General features: G+C 45.7%; 20 protein-coding genes. 9 read left to right on the forward strand and 11 right to left on the reverse strand.

Annotation, left to right across the window (positions count from 1 at the left end; translation table 11 throughout):
- From ST37_RS14575 to ST37_RS14590, 4 genes are all read left to right on the forward strand, one after another.
- Positions 1-819: a sulfite exporter TauE/SafE family protein gene (locus tag ST37_RS14575; RefSeq protein ID WP_084887626.1), complete on the forward strand. Its 819-nt coding sequence runs from the start codon at positions 1-3 to the stop codon at positions 817-819.
- Positions 820-923: 104 nt separating this feature from the next.
- A complete protein-coding gene (locus ST37_RS14580; RefSeq protein ID WP_084887628.1) occupies positions 924-2,207 on the forward strand; it encodes an alanine--glyoxylate aminotransferase family protein in 1,284 nt (427 codons plus the stop codon).
- Positions 2,208-3,521, forward strand: coding sequence for an allantoate amidohydrolase (locus ST37_RS14585; RefSeq protein WP_084887629.1), 1,314 nt, complete (start codon positions 2,208-2,210; stop codon positions 3,519-3,521).
- Positions 3,522-3,694: 173 nt separating this feature from the next.
- Positions 3,695-4,219 (forward strand): hypothetical protein, encoded by a 525-nt coding sequence (locus ST37_RS14590; RefSeq protein ID WP_084887631.1) that lies wholly within the window; start codon positions 3,695-3,697, stop codon positions 4,217-4,219.
- On the opposite strand, the gene ST37_RS14595 is transcribed toward ST37_RS14590, so the two are convergent.
- Positions 4,220-4,462: a LuxR C-terminal-related transcriptional regulator gene (locus ST37_RS14595; protein ID WP_172401003.1), complete on the reverse strand. Its 243-nt coding sequence runs from the start codon at positions 4,460-4,462 to the stop codon at positions 4,220-4,222.
- 194 nt (positions 4,463-4,656) lie between these two features.
- Positions 4,657-5,103 carry a MarR family transcriptional regulator gene (locus ST37_RS14600; protein ID WP_172401004.1) on the reverse strand — a complete coding sequence of 149 codons (447 nt, stop codon included), beginning with the start codon at positions 5,101-5,103 and terminating at the stop codon, positions 4,657-4,659.
- Between the two features lie 202 nt (positions 5,104-5,305).
- On the opposite strand from ST37_RS14600, the gene ST37_RS14605 reads away from it, so the two are divergent.
- Complete coding sequence (locus ST37_RS14605; protein ID WP_084887638.1) at positions 5,306-5,716, forward strand: DUF2798 domain-containing protein; 411 nt, start codon at positions 5,306-5,308, stop codon at positions 5,714-5,716.
- An 80-nt stretch (positions 5,717-5,796) separates the two neighbouring features.
- Here the strand turns inward: ST37_RS14605 and ST37_RS14610 are convergent, their stop codons facing one another.
- Positions 5,797-6,900 (reverse strand): carbohydrate porin, encoded by a 1,104-nt coding sequence (locus ST37_RS14610; protein WP_084887640.1) that lies wholly within the window; start codon positions 6,898-6,900, stop codon positions 5,797-5,799.
- Between the two features lie 786 nt (positions 6,901-7,686).
- Positions 7,687-9,126 carry a sucrose-specific PTS transporter subunit IIBC gene (locus ST37_RS14615; RefSeq protein ID WP_084887642.1) on the reverse strand — a complete coding sequence of 480 codons (1,440 nt, stop codon included), beginning with the start codon at positions 9,124-9,126 and terminating at the stop codon, positions 7,687-7,689.
- Positions 9,127-9,366: 240 nt separating this feature from the next.
- On the opposite strand from ST37_RS14615, the gene ST37_RS14620 reads away from it, so the two are divergent.
- Both ST37_RS14620 and ST37_RS14625 read left to right on the forward strand, forming a co-directional pair.
- Complete coding sequence (locus ST37_RS14620) at positions 9,367-10,356, forward strand: LacI family DNA-binding transcriptional regulator (protein ID WP_084887644.1); 990 nt, start codon at positions 9,367-9,369, stop codon at positions 10,354-10,356.
- A gap of 152 nt (positions 10,357-10,508) precedes the next feature.
- Positions 10,509-12,137 carry a glycoside hydrolase family 32 protein gene (locus ST37_RS14625; protein WP_084887646.1) on the forward strand — a complete coding sequence of 543 codons (1,629 nt, stop codon included), beginning with the start codon at positions 10,509-10,511 and terminating at the stop codon, positions 12,135-12,137.
- A gap of 378 nt (positions 12,138-12,515) precedes the next feature.
- Here ST37_RS14625 and ST37_RS14630 read toward each other — a convergent pair whose 3' ends face one another.
- Positions 12,516-13,532: a LacI family DNA-binding transcriptional regulator gene (locus ST37_RS14630; RefSeq protein WP_084887648.1), complete on the reverse strand. Its 1,017-nt coding sequence runs from the start codon at positions 13,530-13,532 to the stop codon at positions 12,516-12,518.
- A gap of 247 nt (positions 13,533-13,779) precedes the next feature.
- On the opposite strand from ST37_RS14630, the gene ST37_RS14635 reads away from it, so the two are divergent.
- On the forward strand, positions 13,780-14,712 hold the full coding sequence (locus ST37_RS14635; protein ID WP_084887649.1) for an aminoimidazole riboside kinase: 933 nt from the start codon (positions 13,780-13,782) through the stop codon (positions 14,710-14,712).
- Between the two features lie 76 nt (positions 14,713-14,788).
- Here ST37_RS14635 and ST37_RS14640 read toward each other — a convergent pair whose 3' ends face one another.
- The 5 genes from ST37_RS14640 to ST37_RS14660 form a co-directional block, all read right to left on the reverse strand.
- Positions 14,789-16,720, reverse strand: a complete 1,932-nt coding sequence (locus ST37_RS14640) for an alpha-amylase family glycosyl hydrolase (RefSeq protein ID WP_084887651.1) — start codon at positions 16,718-16,720, stop codon at positions 14,789-14,791.
- 222 nt (positions 16,721-16,942) lie between these two features.
- Positions 16,943-18,007 carry an aminotransferase class I/II-fold pyridoxal phosphate-dependent enzyme gene (locus tag ST37_RS14645; RefSeq protein ID WP_084887653.1) on the reverse strand — a complete coding sequence of 355 codons (1,065 nt, stop codon included), beginning with the start codon at positions 18,005-18,007 and terminating at the stop codon, positions 16,943-16,945.
- Between the two features lie 25 nt (positions 18,008-18,032).
- Entirely contained in the window at positions 18,033-18,710 is a 678-nt protein-coding gene (locus tag ST37_RS14650; RefSeq protein ID WP_084887655.1) for an NAD(P)H-binding protein, read from the reverse strand.
- A gap of 47 nt (positions 18,711-18,757) precedes the next feature.
- Positions 18,758-19,810, reverse strand: coding sequence for an aldo/keto reductase (locus tag ST37_RS14655; protein WP_084887657.1), 1,053 nt, complete (start codon positions 19,808-19,810; stop codon positions 18,758-18,760).
- A gap of 59 nt (positions 19,811-19,869) precedes the next feature.
- A complete protein-coding gene (locus ST37_RS14660) occupies positions 19,870-20,886 on the reverse strand; it encodes a GGDEF domain-containing protein (protein ID WP_084887659.1) in 1,017 nt (338 codons plus the stop codon).
- 250 nt (positions 20,887-21,136) lie between these two features.
- On the opposite strand from ST37_RS14660, the gene ST37_RS14665 reads away from it, so the two are divergent.
- Positions 21,137-21,943, forward strand: a complete 807-nt coding sequence (locus ST37_RS14665) for a Cof-type HAD-IIB family hydrolase (RefSeq protein WP_084887661.1) — start codon at positions 21,137-21,139, stop codon at positions 21,941-21,943.
- A gap of 62 nt (positions 21,944-22,005) precedes the next feature.
- Here ST37_RS14665 and ST37_RS14670 read toward each other — a convergent pair whose 3' ends face one another.
- A complete protein-coding gene (locus tag ST37_RS14670) occupies positions 22,006-22,173 on the reverse strand; it encodes a YoaH family protein (RefSeq protein ID WP_084887663.1) in 168 nt (55 codons plus the stop codon).
- Between the last annotated feature and the right edge of the window lie 29 nt (positions 22,174-22,202).

A 22,202-nucleotide genomic window follows, 5' to 3' on the forward strand; every position in this document is an offset into this window, starting at 1 on the left:
ATGGAACAACTTACACTACTTTTACCGGTGTTTTTTGCACTGGTCGCGACGGGTATTGTCGCAGGAATTTTAGCGGGCTTACTGGGTGTCGGCGGCGGCATTGTTATTGTGCCGGTGCTGTACTTTTTGTTCCAAGGGTTTGATGTGTCTCCTGTGTCAGCCATGTTAATTGCGACTGCCACGTCGCTAGCCACCATTGTACCAACCTCTATCAGCTCTATTCGTTCGCACCATAAAAATGGCAATGTTGACTGGGACCTGATCCGTTGGTGGGCGCCGTTTGTCACCGGTGGGGTGATCTGCGGAAGCTTAATGGTCGCCAAAATTGGTGGTCCATGGTTGACCGGATTGTTTGGTGTGGTTGCGACGGTTTCGGCAGTAAACATGCTGTTTCGTGCCAATGCAGCACCCTTGTCAAAGCAACTTCCCGCTAAGGCGGGACAAGGTGTAATGGGCACTGTCATCGGATGGCTTAGCTCTATGGTGGGCATTGGTGGTGGCACGTTAACCGTACCCACACTCACTGCTTGCAACTTTCCAGCGCACCGCGCAGTAGGCAGCGCAGCGGCAGTCGGGCTTTTAATCGCACTGCCGGGTGTTATCACCATGCTGCTAGTGGGCACAACGCCTGACGATGCACCTTTTGGGAACGTGGGGTTAGTCAACTGGTTAGGCTTTGCCTGTATCGTGCCGTTAACGGTGGTGTTTTCCCCAGTCGGCGCTCGAATAGGCAAAGCACTTGACAGCGTGATGCTGAAAAAGGTGTTTGCGGTGACGTTGGCCTTTACTGGCATCCGAATGCTAATTCAAGTCTTATAGCCATTCTTATTTGACCAGATGACCAGATGACCAGATGACCAGAAAAACAGGTGCACTCGTGCACCCAAGTACAAACAATTAGAAGAACAATAAGGAAATAACATATGGACATGTTTGAACGTTTATCGCCTGCGCCGCGTTTGTTAATGGGGCCAGGGCCGATAAACGCATACCCAAGAGTATTGCAAGCCATGAGTAATCAACTCATTGGCCAATTTGATCCTCAGATGACCGATTACATGAACCAGACGATGGCGCTGTATCGAGGCATTTTTCAAACCAATAACGACGCGACGGTTCTTATTGATGGTACAGCGCGTGCCGGAATCGAGGCAGTGCTGGTCTCTTTAATAGAACCCGGTGATAAAGTGTTGGTGCCAATATTTGGTCGATTTGGTCATTTATTAAAAGAGATCGCGGAACGCGCTGGTGCACAGGTTATTGCCTTTGAGGTGCCTTGGGGCACGGTTGTCCCTGAGTCCACTATCGAGTCTGCCATTAAGACTCACCGGCCAAAACTATTGGCACTGGTTCAAGGTGATACATCGACCACAATGTTGCAACCGCTTGCCGAAGTTGGCGAGATCTGTCGCCGACACGGAGTGTTATTTTACTCCGATGTAACGGCGTCCATCGTAGGAAATGAGCTCAAAAGTGACGAGTGGGGACTGGACGCTGTTTCCGCCGGTCTTCAAAAGTGTTTGGGCGGACCTTCGGGCTCAGCGCCCATTACATTAAGTGAAAAAGCCGTCTCTCTAATTCGCTCACGTAAACACATTGAAGAAGGGATCCGTACCGATGATCATATTAGTGGCAGTAACAGTCGAATAGCGTCCAACTATTTTGATATTGGTATGGTGTTGGACTATTGGGGCAGCGAAAGGCTTAACCACCATACAGAAGCCAGCAGTATGCTATATGCAGCGCGCGAGTGCGCGCAGCTTAACTTGCAAGAGGGCTTATCTAAGGTCATTGAGCGTCACCAACGTGCTGGCGCGGCGATGAGCGCAGGTCTCACTGCGATGGGGCTAACGCTGTTTGGCGACCAAAGTCATAAAATGAACAATGTGGTTGGTGTTGTCATCCCTAGTGGCATTGATGGTGAAGCGTTGAGAGTCGCGATGCTTACGCAGTTTAATATTGAAATAGGCACCTCATTTGGACCTCTGCACGGCAAAATCTGGCGCATAGGCACAATGGGGTACAACGCTCGCTTAGATACCGTACTCACCACGTTAGTCGCTTTGGAAGCCCTGTTAACGCAGGCTGGGGTTCCCGTAAATCAAGGGGCAGCGTATCCGAGTGCTCTTGCAGAGTTTTCTTGCTCACGACATGTGGTTGGTGGTGTGAACCACACATCACAGGCTACTGCTACTGAGGAGGGTTAAATGAACGAAACGTTAACTTCTCTAGACTCTTACAACAAAGACACTAACACCGCAGACACTAGCAGCGCAGTGACTAACGAATTAGCCGCGCGAGCATTGGAATACTGTGAGCAGTTGGCTTTATTGACTCAGACCCCAGGCCAAGTTGACCGTCGTTATCTTACCAGTGAGCATCAACAGGCCAACCACACACTGGTTGAGTGGGCAAGTGAGTATCAACTCAGTAGCTGGCAAGACGCAGCGGGCAATCAATGGCTTAGATTGCCAAGCGCCAATACTAATGCCAAGCGACTCATTATAGGCTCTCATACCGACAGCGTTCCCAATGCAGGCAAGTACGATGGAGTATTGGGCGTGGTGCTTGGGTTGGTAATTTTACAGCAGTTGTCCAAGCAAAAATCGCAGTTTGACTATCACATCGACGTTGTTGGTTTTGGGGACGAAGAAGGCACCCGCTTTGGGTGTACATTACTGGGAAGCTCGGCCATCGCGGGTAAGTGGAACCCTGCTTGGCGAGAGCTTACCGATGCTGACGGCATCAGCCTTGCACAAGCGATGCACGAGTTTGGACTCGATGCATCTAAAGTCTCTCGCGCCCACATCGACAGCAATGAAGTGCTTGGCTATGTAGAATTGCATATTGAACAGGGCCCTGTGCTAGAAGAGAAAGATTTGTCGTTGGCGGCGGTGTCTTCGATTGCTGGCGCGAGACGCTTTGACATTGAAATTCATGGCCATGCTGGGCACGCAGGAACAGTCCCTATGGCATTGAGAAGCGATGCGCTAGTGTGTGCCAGTCGATGGGTCGAGTCGGTGTACCAACGAGCAATGCAAACCGCTCACAGCGACCATCCTGTTGTGGCCACGGTGGGTAAAATGCAGGTGATGCCAGGAGGGGTAAATGTTATTCCTGGTAGTGTGGCGTTAAGCTTGGATATTCGAAGTAGCAGCGATGCGGCTCGAGATGCGGTCATCGAAGCACTACAACAGGATTTAGAGCAGCTGTGCTCTGACATGCCCAATGGCCGTTTAAAATGGCTTCAAACCCACAACGCAAGTGCTGTAGCTTGCGATCCTCTTATGACGAAGCGCGTGCTCACAATAATGGAACAGTTAGGTGAGTCATCGACTTGCTTAGTGTCTGGGGCAGGGCACGACGCAATGATATTGGCCGATAGAATGCCGGTTTCAATGATCTTTATGCGTTGCGAAGGGGGAGTGAGCCATCACCCAGCCGAATCGGTCACTCAGCACGATACTATGAAGGCAGTGCAATCACTGCTGCTCCTCGTGGAATCATATGCTCACGAGTAATTGTGCTTGTCCGCTGCTCTAAAGTGGTTCATCGCTTGGCTTAGTGATGTGGATTGTGAGTGTCACTTTTAGGAAATTTCCTCAATAGCGCCTATGAATTACTGTATCTAGCCGTTAAATACGTTAATTTTGACTATCTTAGAATATTTGCACTTGGGAAAAGGAAAGTCGTCATGAGAGCCCTAAAATACGTAGTCACAATCATCTCGTTGTTAGTTAGTTTTTCCAGCTTTGCTGCGCTAACGGCCACTAAAGTTGAAAACTGGATGGCAGCGATACCGGCAATTGAGCAGTGGTCTAGTGATAACGGCGACATTCTCGAGCAATTTGACTCTAAAGTTCAAGGGTTGAGCGACGAAGAAGCAGAGGCAATGCTCAAAAAAGAGTCATTTTATCCCGAGTTTTCAAAAATGATTAATGGCTATGGCTTCGATAGCATTACCGAACTCAAAGAGACCAGTTTCGAAATATTTGGTGCGGCGATGAGCCCCGAGATGGTCGCTCAAATGGAGGAAGGTCTTGCACAATCAGCCGCCATGCTTGAGAGTGAATACGCAAACGAGGCGATGAAGAAAAATATTGAAGCTGGCCAAGCGGCCATTACTTCGTTACTTGAATACGCCAAACAAACCACCGACGCCGACCGTGAAGCTATTGCGCCTTATCTCACTGAGATAGAGCAAATGATGAATAACTGATCACGAATACGCGAGCAGCAAAGATAGCAACTCCTGCTGCGAGTGGGTGTTAGTCCTGCGCAACAATACGTTAATGTATTTACGAGTCGTTTCGACACTCACCTCCATACGTTGCGAAACTCGCTTTCCAGATTGACCTTGCGCTAAAAAGCATAGGGTTTGATACTCACGCTCGGTAAGGTTAAACAGTGGTCTTGTCCAAGAGAAATCGTGTGCGATCGGCATAATCAATTGATGCAGCACACAATTTTTGCCTAGTGATGGCATTAACGGTAAAAGCCTAAACAGCATAGGCGCTTAGCTGATCCCGAGATCAAAACTGCTTTAAGGCTTCCTTACCTTCTTCTCCACAGCCATCACTAGATACCAACATCACTATGAGGTGTATACGGTATTTGACTTATATGCGCCTAGAATTCTTACATCCTTCAGTGATATTACTTCTCAATTTTCAACAAAGCTTTATCCATTAAAAGCTCTGCTAGAAGCGTATAGCGCTCAAGACCTAGTTGCTGTTTTAGTTGTGCATCAAACTGAGCTTTGATCTCTGTAATTTGCGTACAGATCTCTTTGCCTGTTGTGGTGAGAGTGAGTAGTTTGTTTCGCTTATTGTTGTTCTCTTCCGATGATTTGATAAGCCCTAGAGCGATCAATTGTTTGACCTGTTTGTGGACTGCTTGCCGACTAACATTCATGAAGCGCGCAGCGTCGCTGGCGCTGATTGGTTGATGCTGGATCAAGCTTAATAGGTAGGTATCTGTATCAGAAAATCTTAACTCAAAACGGGCATGGATTTTTTCCATTGTCTGTTTTCTCAAGGTTTTATGGCATTCGCTGATGATGTCTACCATGCCAAGCGTTTTCATGAAATCGCTGTGATTCACATTTAGGCCTCGTTGATTACAGAAAGGCGCCATGGTAAGCAAATCTACCATTTTTGTCAATTTAGTTGACAGTGCGGGGGTTGGTTCTGTATCTTTCGTCAACTTAGTTGACAATGTGGCAAGGTAAATAGATAAGATGGGTAAGAACAGGTTCGAAAATTTTGTATTTTCATTAACGATGTGCTTTTTTATGGTTTTGGGGATGACGACATACAACAATGCATTGATGACTAAGGATCCGATTGCGACATTAGCAAGCTTAGCTTCGGTGCAGGTTGCTATGGTATTTTTGGTCGCGTTTATTATTGACTGGTTTGCTGTTGCGCCTGTTGTAAAGAGCGTAGTGTCTCGTTTCACCACAGACACTACGCCAATGATTATTAAGATACTCTCTATATCAAGTTTAATGGTACTGCTGATGTGTACCGCAATGTCTTTTTTAGCAACAATTGCACTGGGTTATGAAGGGTCGTTTTTGCTGGCGTTTGCAAACGTATTCTTCATGAACTTAGTATTTGCCTTACCGCTACAGTTTTTGTTTGCTGGCCCGATAGCTAGGTTTTTGTTTTTCAAAATGTTCCCTAAGCCGCAACCGGCATTGAACGCTGCATAGCGAACACGCACAGTGACTATCAGCGCAACCGTTAATCACCTGATGTATGGTTGCGCTGTTGTTATTGTTAAGCAATAAAGTTAGAACGCGTAGAACAAGCGAACGCGCGCTCCAAAATCGTCGTCCTCAGAATAAGCGCTCTGATTATTCGTGTCGTTATTGATGGTGGTGTAGTACGTTCCCAATAGTACTGAAAAGTCATCAACCAACACATTAGTAAACTCATACGATGCATAAGTCGTGTTTACCGTAACGTTTCCTTTTGCCCACGTTGAGTCGTAGTCGTTGTTTGCGTATACATAGCCAATACCAAAGCCAGAGTGCATAAGGTTCAATCCTGCCGACAGGTTATCTTCGTCAACTGCGTCCATGTACGAGACATTGGCATTCACATTAGTATTGCCGGATTGCCAGTTACCCGTTACACCGTATCCGGTACGATCAGAGACGTCGACGCCATTACTGGTCACAGCCGCGTTACTCACTAAGTTAGTTTCTAGTGCAGCAGCGAATGTAAAGTCACCTGTTTGATAGGCGACTACCGGTCTAACGTAGAAGGAGTCTTTAGTCTGAGTAATCACTTGGCCATGGTAGGTTTTATCGACGCCAGTTTCGCCAGCAAACAGACCTGAACGATCGCCAAACATAGTCCCTAGTTCAACATACCAATTTCCAAAGGTTTGGTTATACATAAGTTGACCATCGGATCCGCGGCCGCGCGCTTCCTTCATTTGATAAACGTAAGCGCTGTCGTTGGAGTACAACTCATTAGAAGTATTACCTGAATACTCTAAGAACACATCTAGCCCTACTGGGAACATGTCGTAAGCTTCAAATCGACCCGCTGTAACTTTCCAGGCTTCTAGTTTTCCGAATTCAAAATACGCGTCGTCGAGTGCGATGTTGCCAGTGCTCTCAAAGAGAGGTTGGGTCTTTACGCCAACGAAATAGCCATTGTCGCTGTATTTCTCACCCGCAAATTCAATAAGTACTCGTCCATCTTGGTTAAACTCAGATTGTTGCTGTGCGTTTGAATCTCTTTGTTGGTAGTTGAAGTTTAGCTCTACGTTACCACCAATAGAAAAGTTACCTGTTTCACCGTCTACGATGTTGATCCCAGCGTTCGCCGTCATTGCTGCTGTAACGAAGAGTGACGTCACGGAAAGTCTAAATACTGTGTTCATTTTTCTATTCCTCTATGTCATTTATTATGTTTTGATTTTCTCTACTGAGTGTCCTCGGTAGGCACTGCAATTTTTGACCAAGTTAAATGACTGAGCAATCAACTAAAACCTTTTAGTAGAGTTTGATCACGGGCCTTTAGTTAAGTTTTATATGTTTTTATAATATTGGGTTATGTCTAAAAATAGGTCATTCTTATTCTATACCCCTTTGTAGCATATTGACTCGTTAAACATGCTCTAATGACCGATTTGAGGTGTTCTATATCAGCATCAAGAGCTCACTAACTTGGGTTGGTGAAAGTTAGGATTTTTACACAAAAGCGCATTTGGAATAATGTGATTCGTCGGACTAGTAGGCACTTTGTGCAAAAGTTACATCGCCTCAATCATATCGCTGGGCTAAATTTTGCTGTTATCAATTGGGCGTTAGAAAAAGTGGCGTCTATGTATTGCGTGCATTTGAGTATGGCTTTAGACCAAAGTAATTTGGGTAGTAAGAACATAACTTAAAGAATGAAAGTCTCGCGTAAATTGATGACCCGTAAACGGTTAGTTCAATCAGTTTGTCGTCAACTAATGACTAAAGAAACTGCGTGCAGTTGAAGCACTCACAGCACAATGAAACTGGCAACCAACTAGCGTGAGAATCAGGTGCCTGGCACATTTCGTGAACATCAATGCCCGAGCATTTTATTTCATCATTGAGCGTAAACGGAAAACGAAAAAAAGCCTGTAGCAAAGCGGCTACAGGCAATACGCATAGGCAATAACACTAAGTGGGGGGGATTATGCCGTCGCCATTTTGTTTTGCTTTGCTTTTTGGCGTGCACCAAGAACGATAGTCAGAGCAAATGACAGCGCAAAAGAGATCGCCATTCCAATTACGTAATAGCTGATATCGGTTGGGCGAATTGAAATTATTCCTGGTAGACCTGCCGCACCAAGTGCTGCTGCTTTTACATTGAACATCGTAATAAAGGCACTGGCCGTTGCCGCTGCACAGATAGCAGCAATAAATGGATAGCGCAATTTAAGGTTTACACCAAACATAGCCGGCTCGCTGATACCAAGTAGCGAGCTGATCCCCGCTGGCATAGCAATACCTTTGGTTTTGATGTCTTTTGTGGTGAATCCTACCGCTAGGGCTGCGCCACCTTGAGCAATGTTAGACATTGCGGCAATTGGGAAGATGAAAGAGCCACCGGTAATTGCAATATCGGTAAGGAGCTGAGTTTCGATAGCAATGAAGCTGTGATGCATTCCTGTGATAACGAATGGGGCATAGATGAAGCCAAATAGACCGCCACCAATAAGGCCTGCAGAATCATACAACCAGTTTAGGCCGTCACCTAGCAAGAAGCCGATATCGCGAGTAAATGGACCGACAACCGTAAAAGTCAAAAAGCCAGTAATAAAGATAGCCAACATTGGGGTAAGCAAGTTGTCCAAAACCGATGGAACAACCTTACGCAAGCCATGCTCGACTTTAGACAGAATGAACGTTGCAACTAAAACGGGTAGTACAGATCCTTGATAACCGACTTTCTCTATTTCAAATCCAAAGATGTTCCATGTTGGGATATTCCCGGCAATACTTGCGCTACCAAATCCCCATCCATTTAGTAGGTCTGGGTGAACCATCAACATACCCAAAGCGGCACCAAGATACGGGTTGCCACCAAATTTTTTGGACGCGGAGAACGCTAACAAGATTGGGAGATAAACGAAGGGGGCGTTAGCAAATGCATTAATCATATTGGCCAGATCGGCCATACCTGGGTAGAGGTCAATCAGCGACTGCCCTTCGACAAAAAGGCCTGTAGCAGTCAATAGGTTGAACACACCCATTAGTAGACCACCAGCAACAATCGCAGGAATAATAGGGACGAAAATGTCAGAAAGCCCCTTGATCATTCGTTGCAATAGGTTTTGTTTTTGCGCACCTGCTGCAGCGACATCACGGGTTGACATTTCAGCCATACCAGTCAGTTTGGCGAGTTCAGCATGAACATGGTTAACAATGCCTGAGCCGAATATTACTTGGTATTGACCTGCGATTTTAAATTGCCCTTTTACACCATCTAGGTTATCGATAGCGTCTTCCTTGATGAGGGATTCATCTTTAACGGACAGACGTAGGCGGGTAGCACAGTGTGCTAATGCCTCTAGGTTGTCTTTGCCTCCTAGCAAGTCCAGTAGATTTTTTGCGATTTTAGGATAGTTCATCTTTGTCCCCGTGGGTATTCGATAGTTCATAGTAACGTTCCCTAAAATTAGTACTTACAGGCTTGGGAACGTTTGCAATATGGATTTTTGATGATGCCACCGTTACAGTCAAAGATTATCTCACATTAGTGTGAGGAAGATCGTCAAATTTCTTTTGCTAAACCGATTGTGCAAAGTGGACTTTAGCGAGAATTCTGATAGTTTCTGCAAACAAATCTAATAATTTCAAGGGTCTTTGCCATGGCAAGCCTACATGACGTCGCAAAACTCGCGGGTGTGTCCAAATCTACTGTATCTCGAGTCGTTAACAACGAGTACGGTGTAAAAGCGGAAACAAAAATCAAAGTAATGGCGGCCGTGGAGCAAGTTGGCTATTTGGCCAACCAAGTTGCTAAGGATCTGAAAAGCCAAAAAACAAACTTAATTGGTGTAATTGTGCCAAGAGTGTCTTCACACGCCACATCAGAAGGTGTTGATGGACTCAGTCGTGTAATGGAAAAGGCGGGTAAGCAAGTGCTACTTGCCAGTTCTCAGCAATCGAGTGCAAAAGAGATTGAATATATTAAAGTGTTTAACCAGCGGCGTGTGGAAGGGATATTGCTGTATGCGACGCACATTGATGACGCACTGCTTAATGCCATTAAACACTCATCAGCCCCTGTTGTACTAATCGGACAAGACGGCTCTTTATTTAATATCCCTAGCGTTGTCCATGATGACCTACGTGTAGGGTTTGAAGCTGGTAACTGGTTGTTATCAGCAGGCGCTAAAAACATTGGCTTTTTGGGTGTTGATAAGTCCGATATTGCGGTTGATGTGTTGCGTTCTGATGGGCTTAAGCAAGCGCTACAAATGAATGGAACAGCGTCACTGCTGTTTCACTCCCACGGTGAATTCAGCATCGAGTCTGGGTATGAAAGCATGAAACAGCTTATACAGCATTTCCCTCATATTGATGGCCTATTCTGTGCAACCGATCGTATCGCCGTAGGGGCAATTAAAGCATTAAAAGAAAAGGGCATTGAGGTTGGTAAGCAAATTAAAGTCATTGGTGTAGGCAACGATGAACTTGGATATATCAACTCTCCTAGTCTATCTACTTTCAGTTATCTTTTTGATAAGGCTGGAGAAAGTGGAGCTGAAATACTGTTGGACCTTATTGAGGGTAAACCACAAGTCATGAGCAAACTGGTGTTGTCATTTGACAATATTGTTCGAGAAACCTGTTAGTTAGTGGCCTGTCGAGACAACACGACAATATCTATTCAGGGGAATTAATTCGCGTTATGTTTTGCTAAAACTTACCCTTTGAGTATTGCGCACAAGGAGATGATATTGTATTTTGCAAACGTTCCCAGAAAATAAGAAATAGGTAAGTTAACATGTCAATTGAGCGGTTCGTCGATGTATGCGGTGGATATTCCAATATAACCCGCGTCTTAGTACCAGACGATAAACTAATTTTCGCTATTAAAGACAAAGCGTTAGTTGTAAACAATGACATGGAATTAGTCATCAACCAAATACTAGGTGAGGAGCAAGTTGTTTTCACCCGACCAATCGAAATAACGCAAGACCAGCTTCTGTCGGTTGGCAAAATCATTTCTGAACAACAAAAACATCAAATGGTGCCGCTTTTTTCGCCAGTAGAATGTTCTCATCGTCCTGCTTGGCATGTTTCGCCACCGCGTGGTCTATTGAACGATCCAAATGGATTTGTGTACCACGATGGCCAATATCATCTATTTTATCAGTGGTACCCATACGCGTGTGTCCATAAAGACAAGCATTGGGTACATTTAACCAGTCCAGATTTGATTAACTGGAGTTGGCAGTCTGTTGCGCTTACACCGTCAGATTGGTTTGACTCACACGGTGTCTTTTCGGGACATGCTCTGAGCCATAATGACGAGTTGATGCTGTTCTATACCGGTAACACTCGGATTGGCGAACAGCGTGAACGTCATACGACACAGTGTTTAGCGGTGTCTAAAGATGGAGTGAACTTTGAAAAACAAGGCCCAGTGATCTTGGCGCCACCACCAGGTGTTACCGAGCATATTCGCGATCCTAAAATTGTTAAAAAGGGTGACGAGTGGGTAATGTTACTGGGTGCGCAAACTACCGAAATGAATGGGCGTATTGCGGTGTATCGCTCAAGCGATCTAAAAGAGTGGCAGTTTGATGCACTGTATGGCGACGAATTTGGTCACCTTGGGTACATGTGGGAGTGCCCAGATATGTTTGATTTGGGTGCGCAAACCTATGTGGTGCTGGGTCCACAAGGCATCGAGTCGTTCTCATCGCATAACACTATTGAGCACCATAATGGTATTGCTAAAGCAGTCTGGAGCGACGGAGAAGGGCTAACGCTGTCTGACTTTGAACATCTTGATTATGGTTTTGATTTTTACGCGCCGCAAAGTCTGCAAACCCCAGATGGTCGACGCGTTATGTGCGGCTGGATGGGGTTACCTGACGAGATCGATCAGCCATCAACGGACAGCGGCTGGGTTCATCAACTTACGACTATGCGCGAGATGAGTGTCCAAAATGGTCGCTTAATTCAGTGGCCGATTGAAGAACTGAACAATCTTGTTGAATCAGAGCACAACGTTGCACTGTCAAACAGTCTGTTTGATGCGGAAACTAAATCCTATGATCTTACTCTAACGCTGGAGTGGGGTATGTCGCTGAATCTCTTTGAGGGCGAGAGTCACAAGGTGGTTTTACGTGCGGATAAGGCGTCAAAGCGTCTTGTTTTAGATCGTTCACAAACACTTAATCGAGCCAATGATACGGTTCGTGAACTTCCACTCACCTCTGAAAAAATTGCATTGAGGATTTTAGCCGATACGTCGTCGATTGAAGTGTTTGTTAACGGTGGCGAAGCCGTTATGACGTCGCGGGTATTTACATCAAACGCGTCGACGTCATTGTCGGTAAATGGAGGAGTAGTAAAGGCTGTGCTCAAGCGATTGGCTCCTGCATCAGCGCCATTTATTCAGTAGGGTGTTTCTAACCTCATAAGCGAAAACCAATCCTTTGACGTGTCAGGGGATTTTTTTACCCATTATTTTTTTATGATCATACCCATCGATGGCATTGCGATTCCACTATTAATGCTAGTGTCTGAACGGCAGTGGATTGGCTGATGCTGACATAAAGGGCTAAGTATTAATTGGGCTGCTTGCCAGCCCGCTTTATGGGTTTTACATGTTACTATCACGCGGTCAGTCTCGACCTCACAGCATGAAATCATCTTCCAAAAGTGCTTAAGCCCAACAAACTGGTGTGTGTTTCAGGGTCATGCGTATTAGACTGATAACGTGACCGAATTCTTTGAAGACGATGACCTAAACATGGGGAGCCTCTTTTTAATCGAGGCTCTAATCATTCAACTGTGCGTTCCTGCGAATATGTATTTTTGCTGGGATCACAGTGTGTTGTATCGATTGGCTTGGATCGCTTAACAGAGCTTTACTCTGCTCAAACAAGGTTTTTGCAATTAGCTCGCAATCTTGTTCAGCGGAATCAATATTAATCGGCAAACAGTCGAGAATGTCATAGTTATCAAAAGTCCCAATGCGGATGCCTGAGTTGAGTAACTGATGCTCCGTAAGATATCGCAATACCCCCTCCAACAACGAATACGACGCTGTAAATACTGATTGAGGTAAGCGACCAAGCTGCTCAGTGAGCTGTGCCATCATTTGGTAGCCAGAAACAGACTGGTAGTCTTTGCTCAACACCAATGTCGATTGAAAGGGAACACCCGCTTGCTCTAAGCCAGTCTTATAGCCAGAAAATCGGTCTCGACTGGGTGAGAGCGTATGTTGACCACCAATATAAGCGCACTCGTGAATGTCTTCTACCAAATGCGCAACGACTTGCGCTGTTGCGCTGGCGGAATCGGTGCGAATGCTGGTTAATAAGGGGCTGTCGATGGTTCGGTCAAATAGAATGACTGGAGTTGTTCGCTTAACTTGGCTAAGAAAGACGTCGTCGGTCATTGATGTTGCGACCAGCAGCAGATCAATTTGTCTTTCAATCAAGCTTTGGATAGCTTGTTGTTCCAGTTTAGGGTCGTCTTCACTTGATGCGATCAGTAACTGATAGCCACTTTCTCGATATTTTGCTTCTAAAGCCTTAGCTATGTGTGCAAAGCCCATGTTGGTGAGATCTGGGATCACAAGGCCAATGGTGTAAGTTTGTTTAGACTTTAACGCTCTCGCATAAATACTCGGTGAGTAATTGTACTTCTTGGCGATAGCTTCTACTTTTTTAACGGTTGCCTCGTTGATGCGATGCTTTTTAGCGTGGCCATTAAGCACGAAACTGACGGTTGATTTTGACACACCGGCTAATTCGGCGATGTCAGCGAGTTTAAACTTTTTACTGGTCATGGTTGCCTTGTCTAACCATCTCTATGTGAGCGGCTTCGTTTCATTATGGGTAGTGTACTACGCTAGATGTAGATTGCTATGGCTGTTGCCAAACAGCGGCTGTTTATCCAACAGTAGTGGAGCCTAATCTAGATATTGATCACGTTATTGACGTGCATATCCCCATCAAACGCCATTTTGCATTGGACGGCTAAATCGTTTTAGCATTATAATTGGCACGTTGAAATGTCTATTTGAGGTAAGTGAAGTGAATAAAGTATGGGTAACCGGAGATGCGGTTGTTGACCTCATTCCAGAAACTGAAAATACCTACCTAAAATGTCCAGGGGGCGCGCCAGCCAACGTGGCTGTAGCCATTGCTCGTTTAGGTGGGAATGTGGGCTTTTTTGGCCGTGTTGGTCAGGATCCACTTGGTAAATTTATGAAGCAGACCTTAGCCGACGAAAACGTCGATGTTGATGCGCTCTGTTTCGATGAAAATGCCCGTACTTCAACAGTGCTGGTCGACCTTGATGCATCTGGCGAGCGCAGCTTTACTTTCATGGTCAAGCCGAGTGCGGATCAATTTACTCAGCAAGCGGATATTCCCGAGTTTAAAGCGGGTGAGTGGCTACATTGCTGTTCGATCGCGCTCGCCAATGAACCGAGCCGAAGTGCAACACTAGAGTCTATGCGCCGTATTAAAGCTGCTGGTGGTTACGTAAGTTTTGACCCTAACCTTCGAGACGAAGTTTGGCCTGACCCTCAAGAGATTCAACCTGTAGTGATGCAAGCCGTCGCCCTTGCGGATGTGGTTAAGTTTTCGGACGATGAATTGATGTTTTTAACTAGTACTGACTCGCTAGAGAAAGGGTTGGAGGCATTGAATGGCCTGAACAACACTTTGGTTTTAGTGACTCAAGGCGCAAAAGGCGCGCTAGTTGTGTTTGAGGGTGAGCAGCGACTCATTGCAGGCACGCCAACCAAACCTGTCGATACAACCGGTGCCGGTGACGCCTTTGTTGGCGGTTTACTGGGTAATCTCGCTCGTCAGCAGCAGTGGGCATCGAAAGACAGGGTTACACAAGCAGTACATTGGGCAAACGGCTGCGGTGCTCTGGCGACGACACAAAAAGGGGCGATGACTGCGCTGCCTACAGAGGAAGCGTTGCTTGATAGCCTGTCATTGAGCACTCGTTAACTGTTTCATAGACGAAGGCCCCAAACACGGTTTGGGGCCTTTTGTTTATGTCATTCACAGCATTGAGAGTTTACTGCTATTCGTTTGAGGCGCGGATCCAAAAGACATCGTAGGCGCCAAGCTCCAAATCGCGCTCTAGATTGATAGGGGTACTACTCAGTACATCGATAAGCTCTTTAGAGGCGAGCATGTCGCAGATAGAACTAGGTATAGATTGATGATGTTCACTGAAGTTACAGATCGCCAGCATTTTTTCACCGTTTTCATGCTGACGTGCGTAAGCAAAGAGGTGAGGGCGATACGTTTCTAAAATCTCAGTACTGGCTTCTCCAAACACTGCAGACTCTTTGCGTAGTGCAATCATCTGCTTCAGGTCGCTAAACACTGTTGCGCTAGCATTACTCGGGTTTTGTACCGCCTCGATATCACTTTCTGTTATCTGTGGTCGATTGACCCAGCGCGAGTCATCTTTCTTATACGGATCATCTAGGTAACTAAAGTCGTTAAACATGGCCAACTCGTCACCTTGATAGATCAATGGAATACCGCCAATGCTTAGGTTGATGCTGTTGAGCAAACGGATGCGTTTTTGCGCTAAAACGATGCCGTTTTGATCGTTATTTTTTACAGCCTCTTCCAACCCAGCCAGCGCGGCCAGTGAACCACAAACTCTGCAATCGCCTGTTGTTGGGTTTTCTTGAAATGGTACACCGTTGGCGAATGAGCCTTCAAAGCGTCCAGTGTAAAACTGATTTAAGAATCGACGGTGATCAAACCCGTTAATGCCGAGCTGGTGGGCAATGTCATCATCAAACGTCCAGCCAATGTCGTCGTGACAACGAATGTAGTTAACCCAGCCGCACTCTGGCGAAATGCTAAAGCTTTTCTTGAGCGATGCCGTTAGTAGTTTTGTCTCACGTGTGGCCAAGCTTTCCCACATCAGCGCCATCATCAAAGGGTTGTAGGAGAGTTGGCACTCTTTTTTGTCGATGTATTTGGCTACTTCGTCTGGGTGGACAATCGCTTCTGATTTAAATTGCACCGCTGGAGCCGCAATTTGCAAACATGAGTTAAAGCATTGGATCAATGTATGCGCCTTCGGCAGGCTCTCACATTGCGTCCATTTCTCTTTCCAAATAAAGGCCAACGCATCGAGGCGTAATCCCTCACAGCCAATATTAGCCAAAAATAACATTTCGTCAGTGATGGCGTTAAAAACTGCTGGGTTTGAGTAGTTAAGATCCCACTGAAAGCTATTAAAAGTGGTCCAGACCCATTTCTGTTGCTGGTCTAGGTAGGTGAAACTTCCACGTCGTACACTTGGGAATATTTCGCGGCACGTTTGATTGTATTCGTCGACTTCTTGTTTGTTTTCAAAAAAGTAGTAGAAGTCTTCAAATTCTGGGTCGCCCGCTTTGGCTTTTTGCGCCCATTCATGCTCATCTGAAGTATGGTTAAACACAAAATCCAATACCAAACTGATATCAGCATCGCGCAATGCGTTTGCTAGTGATACTAGGTCGCGACTGTTACCCAATTTAGGGTCGACTTTACGATAATCGGATACCGCATAGCCACCATCACTGTCTCCTTCAGGAGCTTTGTACAACGGCATTAGATGCAAGTAAGTGATGCCAAGCTCTTTTAAATAGGGGATTTTGTGCTTAAGTTTTTTTAAATCACCAGCAAACAAGTCTACATACACCGCCATTCCGAGCATCTTCTCACTGCGGTACCATTGAGGTGTACTTAGGCGCTGTTGATCTTGTTTCTTTAGTGCCAACTTGCGAGCCGAAAAGGCGCTGGCTAGGGTAACGACGAGATCTCGTAGGTATTTGAAAAAGTCTTTGTGTTCGCCATATAAAAGGTGAAGGTTTTGAGCAAGTTCTGGAAAGTGATTATTCAGCCGCTCCATGAATACAACGTTGTCTTTTTTAGACATTTTTGGAAGCTCTATGGCCGCTAAAACGTCACTCAATCTGTGATTGCTGGGCTGTTGGAAAGGCATGTGTTCTCCATGGGTTGAATTTTAACCGATGTGATTATCCGTTATTCATTGAATAAATACTGTGATCAATGGCCTAAATCGGTTTAGCTTTGGGTGTTGCTGGACATTGCCTATAAAAAAGCGATGTGGGCGATTGAAAGCTTTAAATTACTCCTTATTGCAAACGAGAGGCTTACTACTATGCAGAGAATTTGTGCATTATTTAAACATGGTTAAACAACATTAACTCAGTGCTAAAAATACTTTGTCTAAATTGGTATTCGACACCGCAAGCAGATTATCCCCTACATACCATTCAATTTTTGACTGCATAGGGTTATCGGTTCGCTGCGGGTTACCAATCCAAACTCCGTGCTCTTTGGCCAGCGTATCGCGAATATTGACCGCGCTTTCATAGCTGTGAGGTAGGTAAAGGTGCAACATGTTCGAGTTAGGTCTAATAGGCACGGGTTGCAATGTGGGGTAGTGGCTGAGTAGTTGGTAAAGCTCTTGGGTACGCTTAAAGAGAGCAGGCATGGCATCGATTCGTTGGTCAAACTGCATCATCGCAGAAACCACGTAAGGCGTTCTATGGTACAAGTTGCCACCAACACGCTGCATCCACACTTTTGCTGCATTGATCATGGATTGACTGCCGCACAGCATGGAGCCACCCATTCCTCCTATGCCCTTATACAGTGAGACATAAGTGGTATCGAATCCTGAACAGATCTCTTTATAGCTTTTGTCGTAGAAGGCTGAGCATTCCCACAATCTTGCGCCATCCATGTGCATGTGAATGTTGTTACGACGACAGTGAGCTTTGATTTCTTGTAGCTCTTCCCACTCTGGAAGTTGTCCACCGATTTCCCTCATCGGCAGCTCATAGAGAACCGCGGCTATTGGGTCGACAATTTGCTCCAAATCATTGGTTGTCCAAGGCGAAAACCGATGACCGACAGGAAGGACATTGAAACGGTTTTGCAGTTGAAACCCTTGATTTTCATGCAGAAGAATGTGACTACTGCTGTGCATCACGACGTTGGACTTGCCTGATTGTTGGGTGACCATTTCCAGCAAAGTGGGTTGCGTCATAGTGCCAGAAACAACGAACATCGCGGCTTCATAGCCTAAAAGTGTCGCTATTTTTGATTCAAACTGTTGCAGCGTTGCTCCATCACCGTAAACGTCATGGTCGACGTTGTGCTTTTCACACCACGTGGCCATTAGCTGAAAATGTTCGGCAGGTGTTGGCTCGGCATTTCCTGGAATATGAATAGAGCACTGATTTTTAAACTGTTGTGACATGGTGATTTACCCTGAAGCTTGTGGGTTAAGGTATGAGATCGCGTAATTCAATCGTGTTAAGTCGCTGAACACTTTTTGCGTTGGGTTGAGTCACAGCGCTCATCATCGCTGTTGCGACATCTTCGCCAGAAATAGGCACATACTTTTTCAACCCTGCAATCATAAGCGGCTCTATCCACTTAGATACCCGTTGAAGCCATACTTCGTCTTTGCGAGTGGTTTCTCGTTCACCCGATAGGGGGCCTGGTTGGACAAACACTAAGGTATCAAAGCCCAAGGCTTCGACTTCCTGTTCCATTAACCCTTTACAGCGAAGGTAGTGCGATGCTGATTTGGCATTCGCGCCAATGGAGGACACGACAGCAAGGTGGCGAACGCCAGCCGTTTTCATTTGCTCGGCAATATTCACGACCAAGTGGCGGTCAATGGCTTCGAGTGCGTCTTTAGAGCCTGCTTGCTTTATGGTTGTCCCAAGGCAAATAAACCCATAGTGATAAGAGGTTTCAGTGCTTGCCACTATTGGCACAGCCAGTGGGGTGTGCATTGCAACCTGTAACTTGTCTGCCTGAAAAGGTAACGGTCGTCTGCTAAGCGCAGTCACATTGCTAATATTGGGCTCTAGTAGCAATTGCTTAATAAGTGAAGAGCCAATTAAGCCCGTGCTACCGGCAACAATGACAGTAGTATTTGACGGGAATGTCATTGAGTATCCTCGTTAAACTCACGTAGAGTGTTGGGTGAGTACTATGATTAAAAAGTGGCTGGAAATTGACGGATCGTCTGACCAATTTTGTCGAGCGTTTCTTGGTCCAGAACAACGTCAAACGCGGCGATATCTTCAATGAGCTGTTGTTGCGAGGTTGCGCCAATAATTGTTGATGTGACGCCATCGACCTGGTTACACCACGCTAATGCCAATTGTGCAGGCGTAAGATTGGCTTGCTTGGCAATGTTAACATAGCGCTCGACAGCTTGGTGAGTTTGAGGAGTATCTCTGTGCAGACCCCGCGGTTTGCTGATTGCCCAGCGACTACCATCAGGGCGGGCACCGTTTGCGTATTTTCCGCTTAGGGCACCACTTGCAAGCGGTGACCAGGGTAAGTACGCAACATTCTGATGCACGCATTGTTCAATAAGATAAGGCCAATCTTTTAGGCACAGTAAGTTAAATTCATTTTGAATCGAGACCATTTTAGGTAAGCCGTGCGTCTTAGAAAGCTCTAAATACGTGGTTATCCCCCAAGTGGTTTCGTCTGAAAGGCCGACATGACGGATTTTACCCATTTTTACGCAGTCATCGAGAGCATGTAATATCTCTAGCATTTGGTTACGTTCGTGCTGTGCATCAACGTCCGTAAACCGAATTTGACCGGGCCACTGCTTGCCAAAATGAGGCGAAGTACGATTTGGCCAGTGCAGTTGATAGAGATCGATGTAGTCGGTTTGTAATCGTTTTAGAGAGTGGTCAACGGCTTGAATGACCGCTTCGCCAGTAATAGGTCCGCCATTTCGAACCCAAGGAAGACCCGTCCCCGCAATTTTTGTAGCGATAGTTATGTCTTTGCGTTGGTTTTGGTGTCTTGCGATCCAATCACCAATAATGGTCTCTGTTGTGCCGTAGGTGTCGGGAGTAGGGGGTACAGCATACATTTCTGCTGTATCTATAAAGTTCACCCCTTGTGCCAATGCGTAGTCAATTTGCTTATCCGCATCGGTCTGGTTGTTTTGTTTACCCCACGTCATACTGCCAAGGCATATATTCGACACGTTAATATCGCTGCTGCCTAGTTTCACATAATCCATTCTGGCTTCTCCTTACTGTTGTATCACTACGTTAGCATAATTGATTGTGCTAAGTGTCGTTAAAGCGGCATAACTCGGTTTCGACCCAGTTGCTTCGCTTCATACAGTAATTTGTCCGCTCGTCCAATCAATGACAGCGCACTTTCTTTGTCGTCAATGTGAGCAACCCCAAACGACGCGGTAATAGAGGAAACGCTGCGGCCACTTTGTTTATCTTTTACCGCAATCTTTTCAATCGAACGTCTAGCCGATTCGGCATAGTGGCGGGCAATGCGCAAATCTTTGTCTGGCACAATGAGTGCAAACTCTTCACCACCATAACGGTAAGCACTAATGCCTTCGCGACTCACGGCTTTTAGCCGATTGGCAACGGCACGGATCACCGCATCACCAAGTAAGTGGCTGTAGTCATCATTCAGCTTTTTAAAATGGTCCAAATCCAGCAGTATAAGACTGAACGTATCACCACTTGTGCATAGCATCTGTATATCTTTGTCAAACGCACGGCGATTGTACAAGCCCGATAAGGCATCGAACAAAGCATCCTTTTGGACTTCTTGAAGCTGCTGTTTAAGCTTGGCAATTTCGCTAGTAGCGTTGTTCAGTTGGCTAGTGAAAAAGCTGGTGGAATGGCGTATTGATTTAGACTCTTTTACCAGCAGCCTAACGGTGTCCATAACCTGGTCCATTGATAGGCCTTCGTTTTGAACACGTTCGAGTTGGGCGAAGCTGGTGTCTAGCTTTTGTGAAAAATCGGAGCTGTCTACTAGAGTCGTGTTCATGGTGCTTGATAACTCGGCCACCATAAGTTCTAGGTTTCTTTTTAATTCATCTAAACTGGTTTCTTGTGTGCCGGCGATGAACTGTTTGTAGAGATTTTGGTTGGTGCTTGGTGTGCACGGCTTTTTTTCTTTGACAATTGAATCTAATGAACTGTTTAGATCTGGATTAGACTGTTCAACATAGGTATACCACAGCGCATAATTGGGCGGCGTAGCGGCGACTTTATGCTGCATCATCAATGGAACAGTTTGCTTTAGGATGTGTGTTGCTTTGGCGATGTCGTCTTGGCTCATTTGATGTCCAGTTAGCTCTGAGCGGTCTTTAGTTACAGTTATAGTATTCCATACGCTTATAAATTGACACCGCCCAAGTCATATTAACCTTATAAACTTTGCGTATATTACGGCAAGTGAGTATTGATGCGCTCAATTTTTTTGGTTCGCTATCCCTTAGGCGTGTCATTGCATGCACAATAACGAAGTTGTAAGGTGGTACCCTCTCATAGTATGGCTTCTTCAAATCGTTTATAAGGCACGAGTAAAAATGATTAAATTGATCGCTCTAGATCTCGACGGTACGCTACTAAAAAAAGACAAGACAATTTCTCCTCGTACACAAAAAGCCCTTGCGGATGCACACGCTAAAGGCGTAGAAATTGTGTTGGCATCGGGCAGGCCTAATGTTGGTATTGCACCTATATGGGAACAGCTCAAGATAGCATCGAAACCCAATTACATGATCAGCTTTAACGGCGCATTGTCGAGCAATTTGACTGAAGACAAAACGTTATTGAGCAAAGGCATCACTGGCAAAGACGCGAAGATGATCAAACAAGAAGTCGATAAACTTGGCTTAAGTATGCACGCATTCTCAACCATCCACGGCGTCATTACACCTTGTCACAACCCTCAAACCGCTCATGAAGCTAAAGTGAATAAAGTCGATGTCATAGAATACAATTTTGATGACTTAGAAGATGATCATCCCATCATCAAGGTATTAATGGTCAGTGAACCCGAGCGTTTGACCGATGGTATTGCGAAGTTACCCAATCATTTGGCCGAGCAGTTTACTTTGGTACAAAGTGCACCCATCTTTTTTGAGTTTTTAAACCCAGAAGTGAATAAAGGGGTGGCATTAAAGGCCATCGCTGAAGACAAAGGGATATCGATGGACGAAGTATTAAGCTTTGGCGACGCTGGTAACGACAGAGCAATGTTGCAGATGTCCGGCGTAGGTGTTGCGATGGCTAATGCGGATGAGGACACTAAGGCCATTGCGGACAGAGTGACGGCGAGCCATGAAGACGATGGTATCGCGCTGGTTGTTGAAGAACTGCTCCTTTCTTAAAACAGAGGCTTAATACAACATGGTCTTAAAAAAAAATGGCTCAGCTAATGCTGAGCCATTTTTTAGGATTCATCTTTCGCCGCTTTGTTTCTTGCCGCTTCGGCGCGAATTTCATCAGCCACGATTTTAATCGCTTGGCCTGTGCTGATACCTTCCGACATCATTTGCTGGATTTTTTCTACCGCTTGCTGCTGTTCTTTGTGAGAAAGCTGGGGAAGATCATCAAACATATTTGTGCTCCTATGTGTATGACGGCGCA

Source organism: Vibrio sp. qd031 (genome assembly GCF_002100145.1).
Taxonomy (GTDB): Bacteria; Pseudomonadota; Gammaproteobacteria; order Enterobacterales; family Vibrionaceae; genus Vibrio.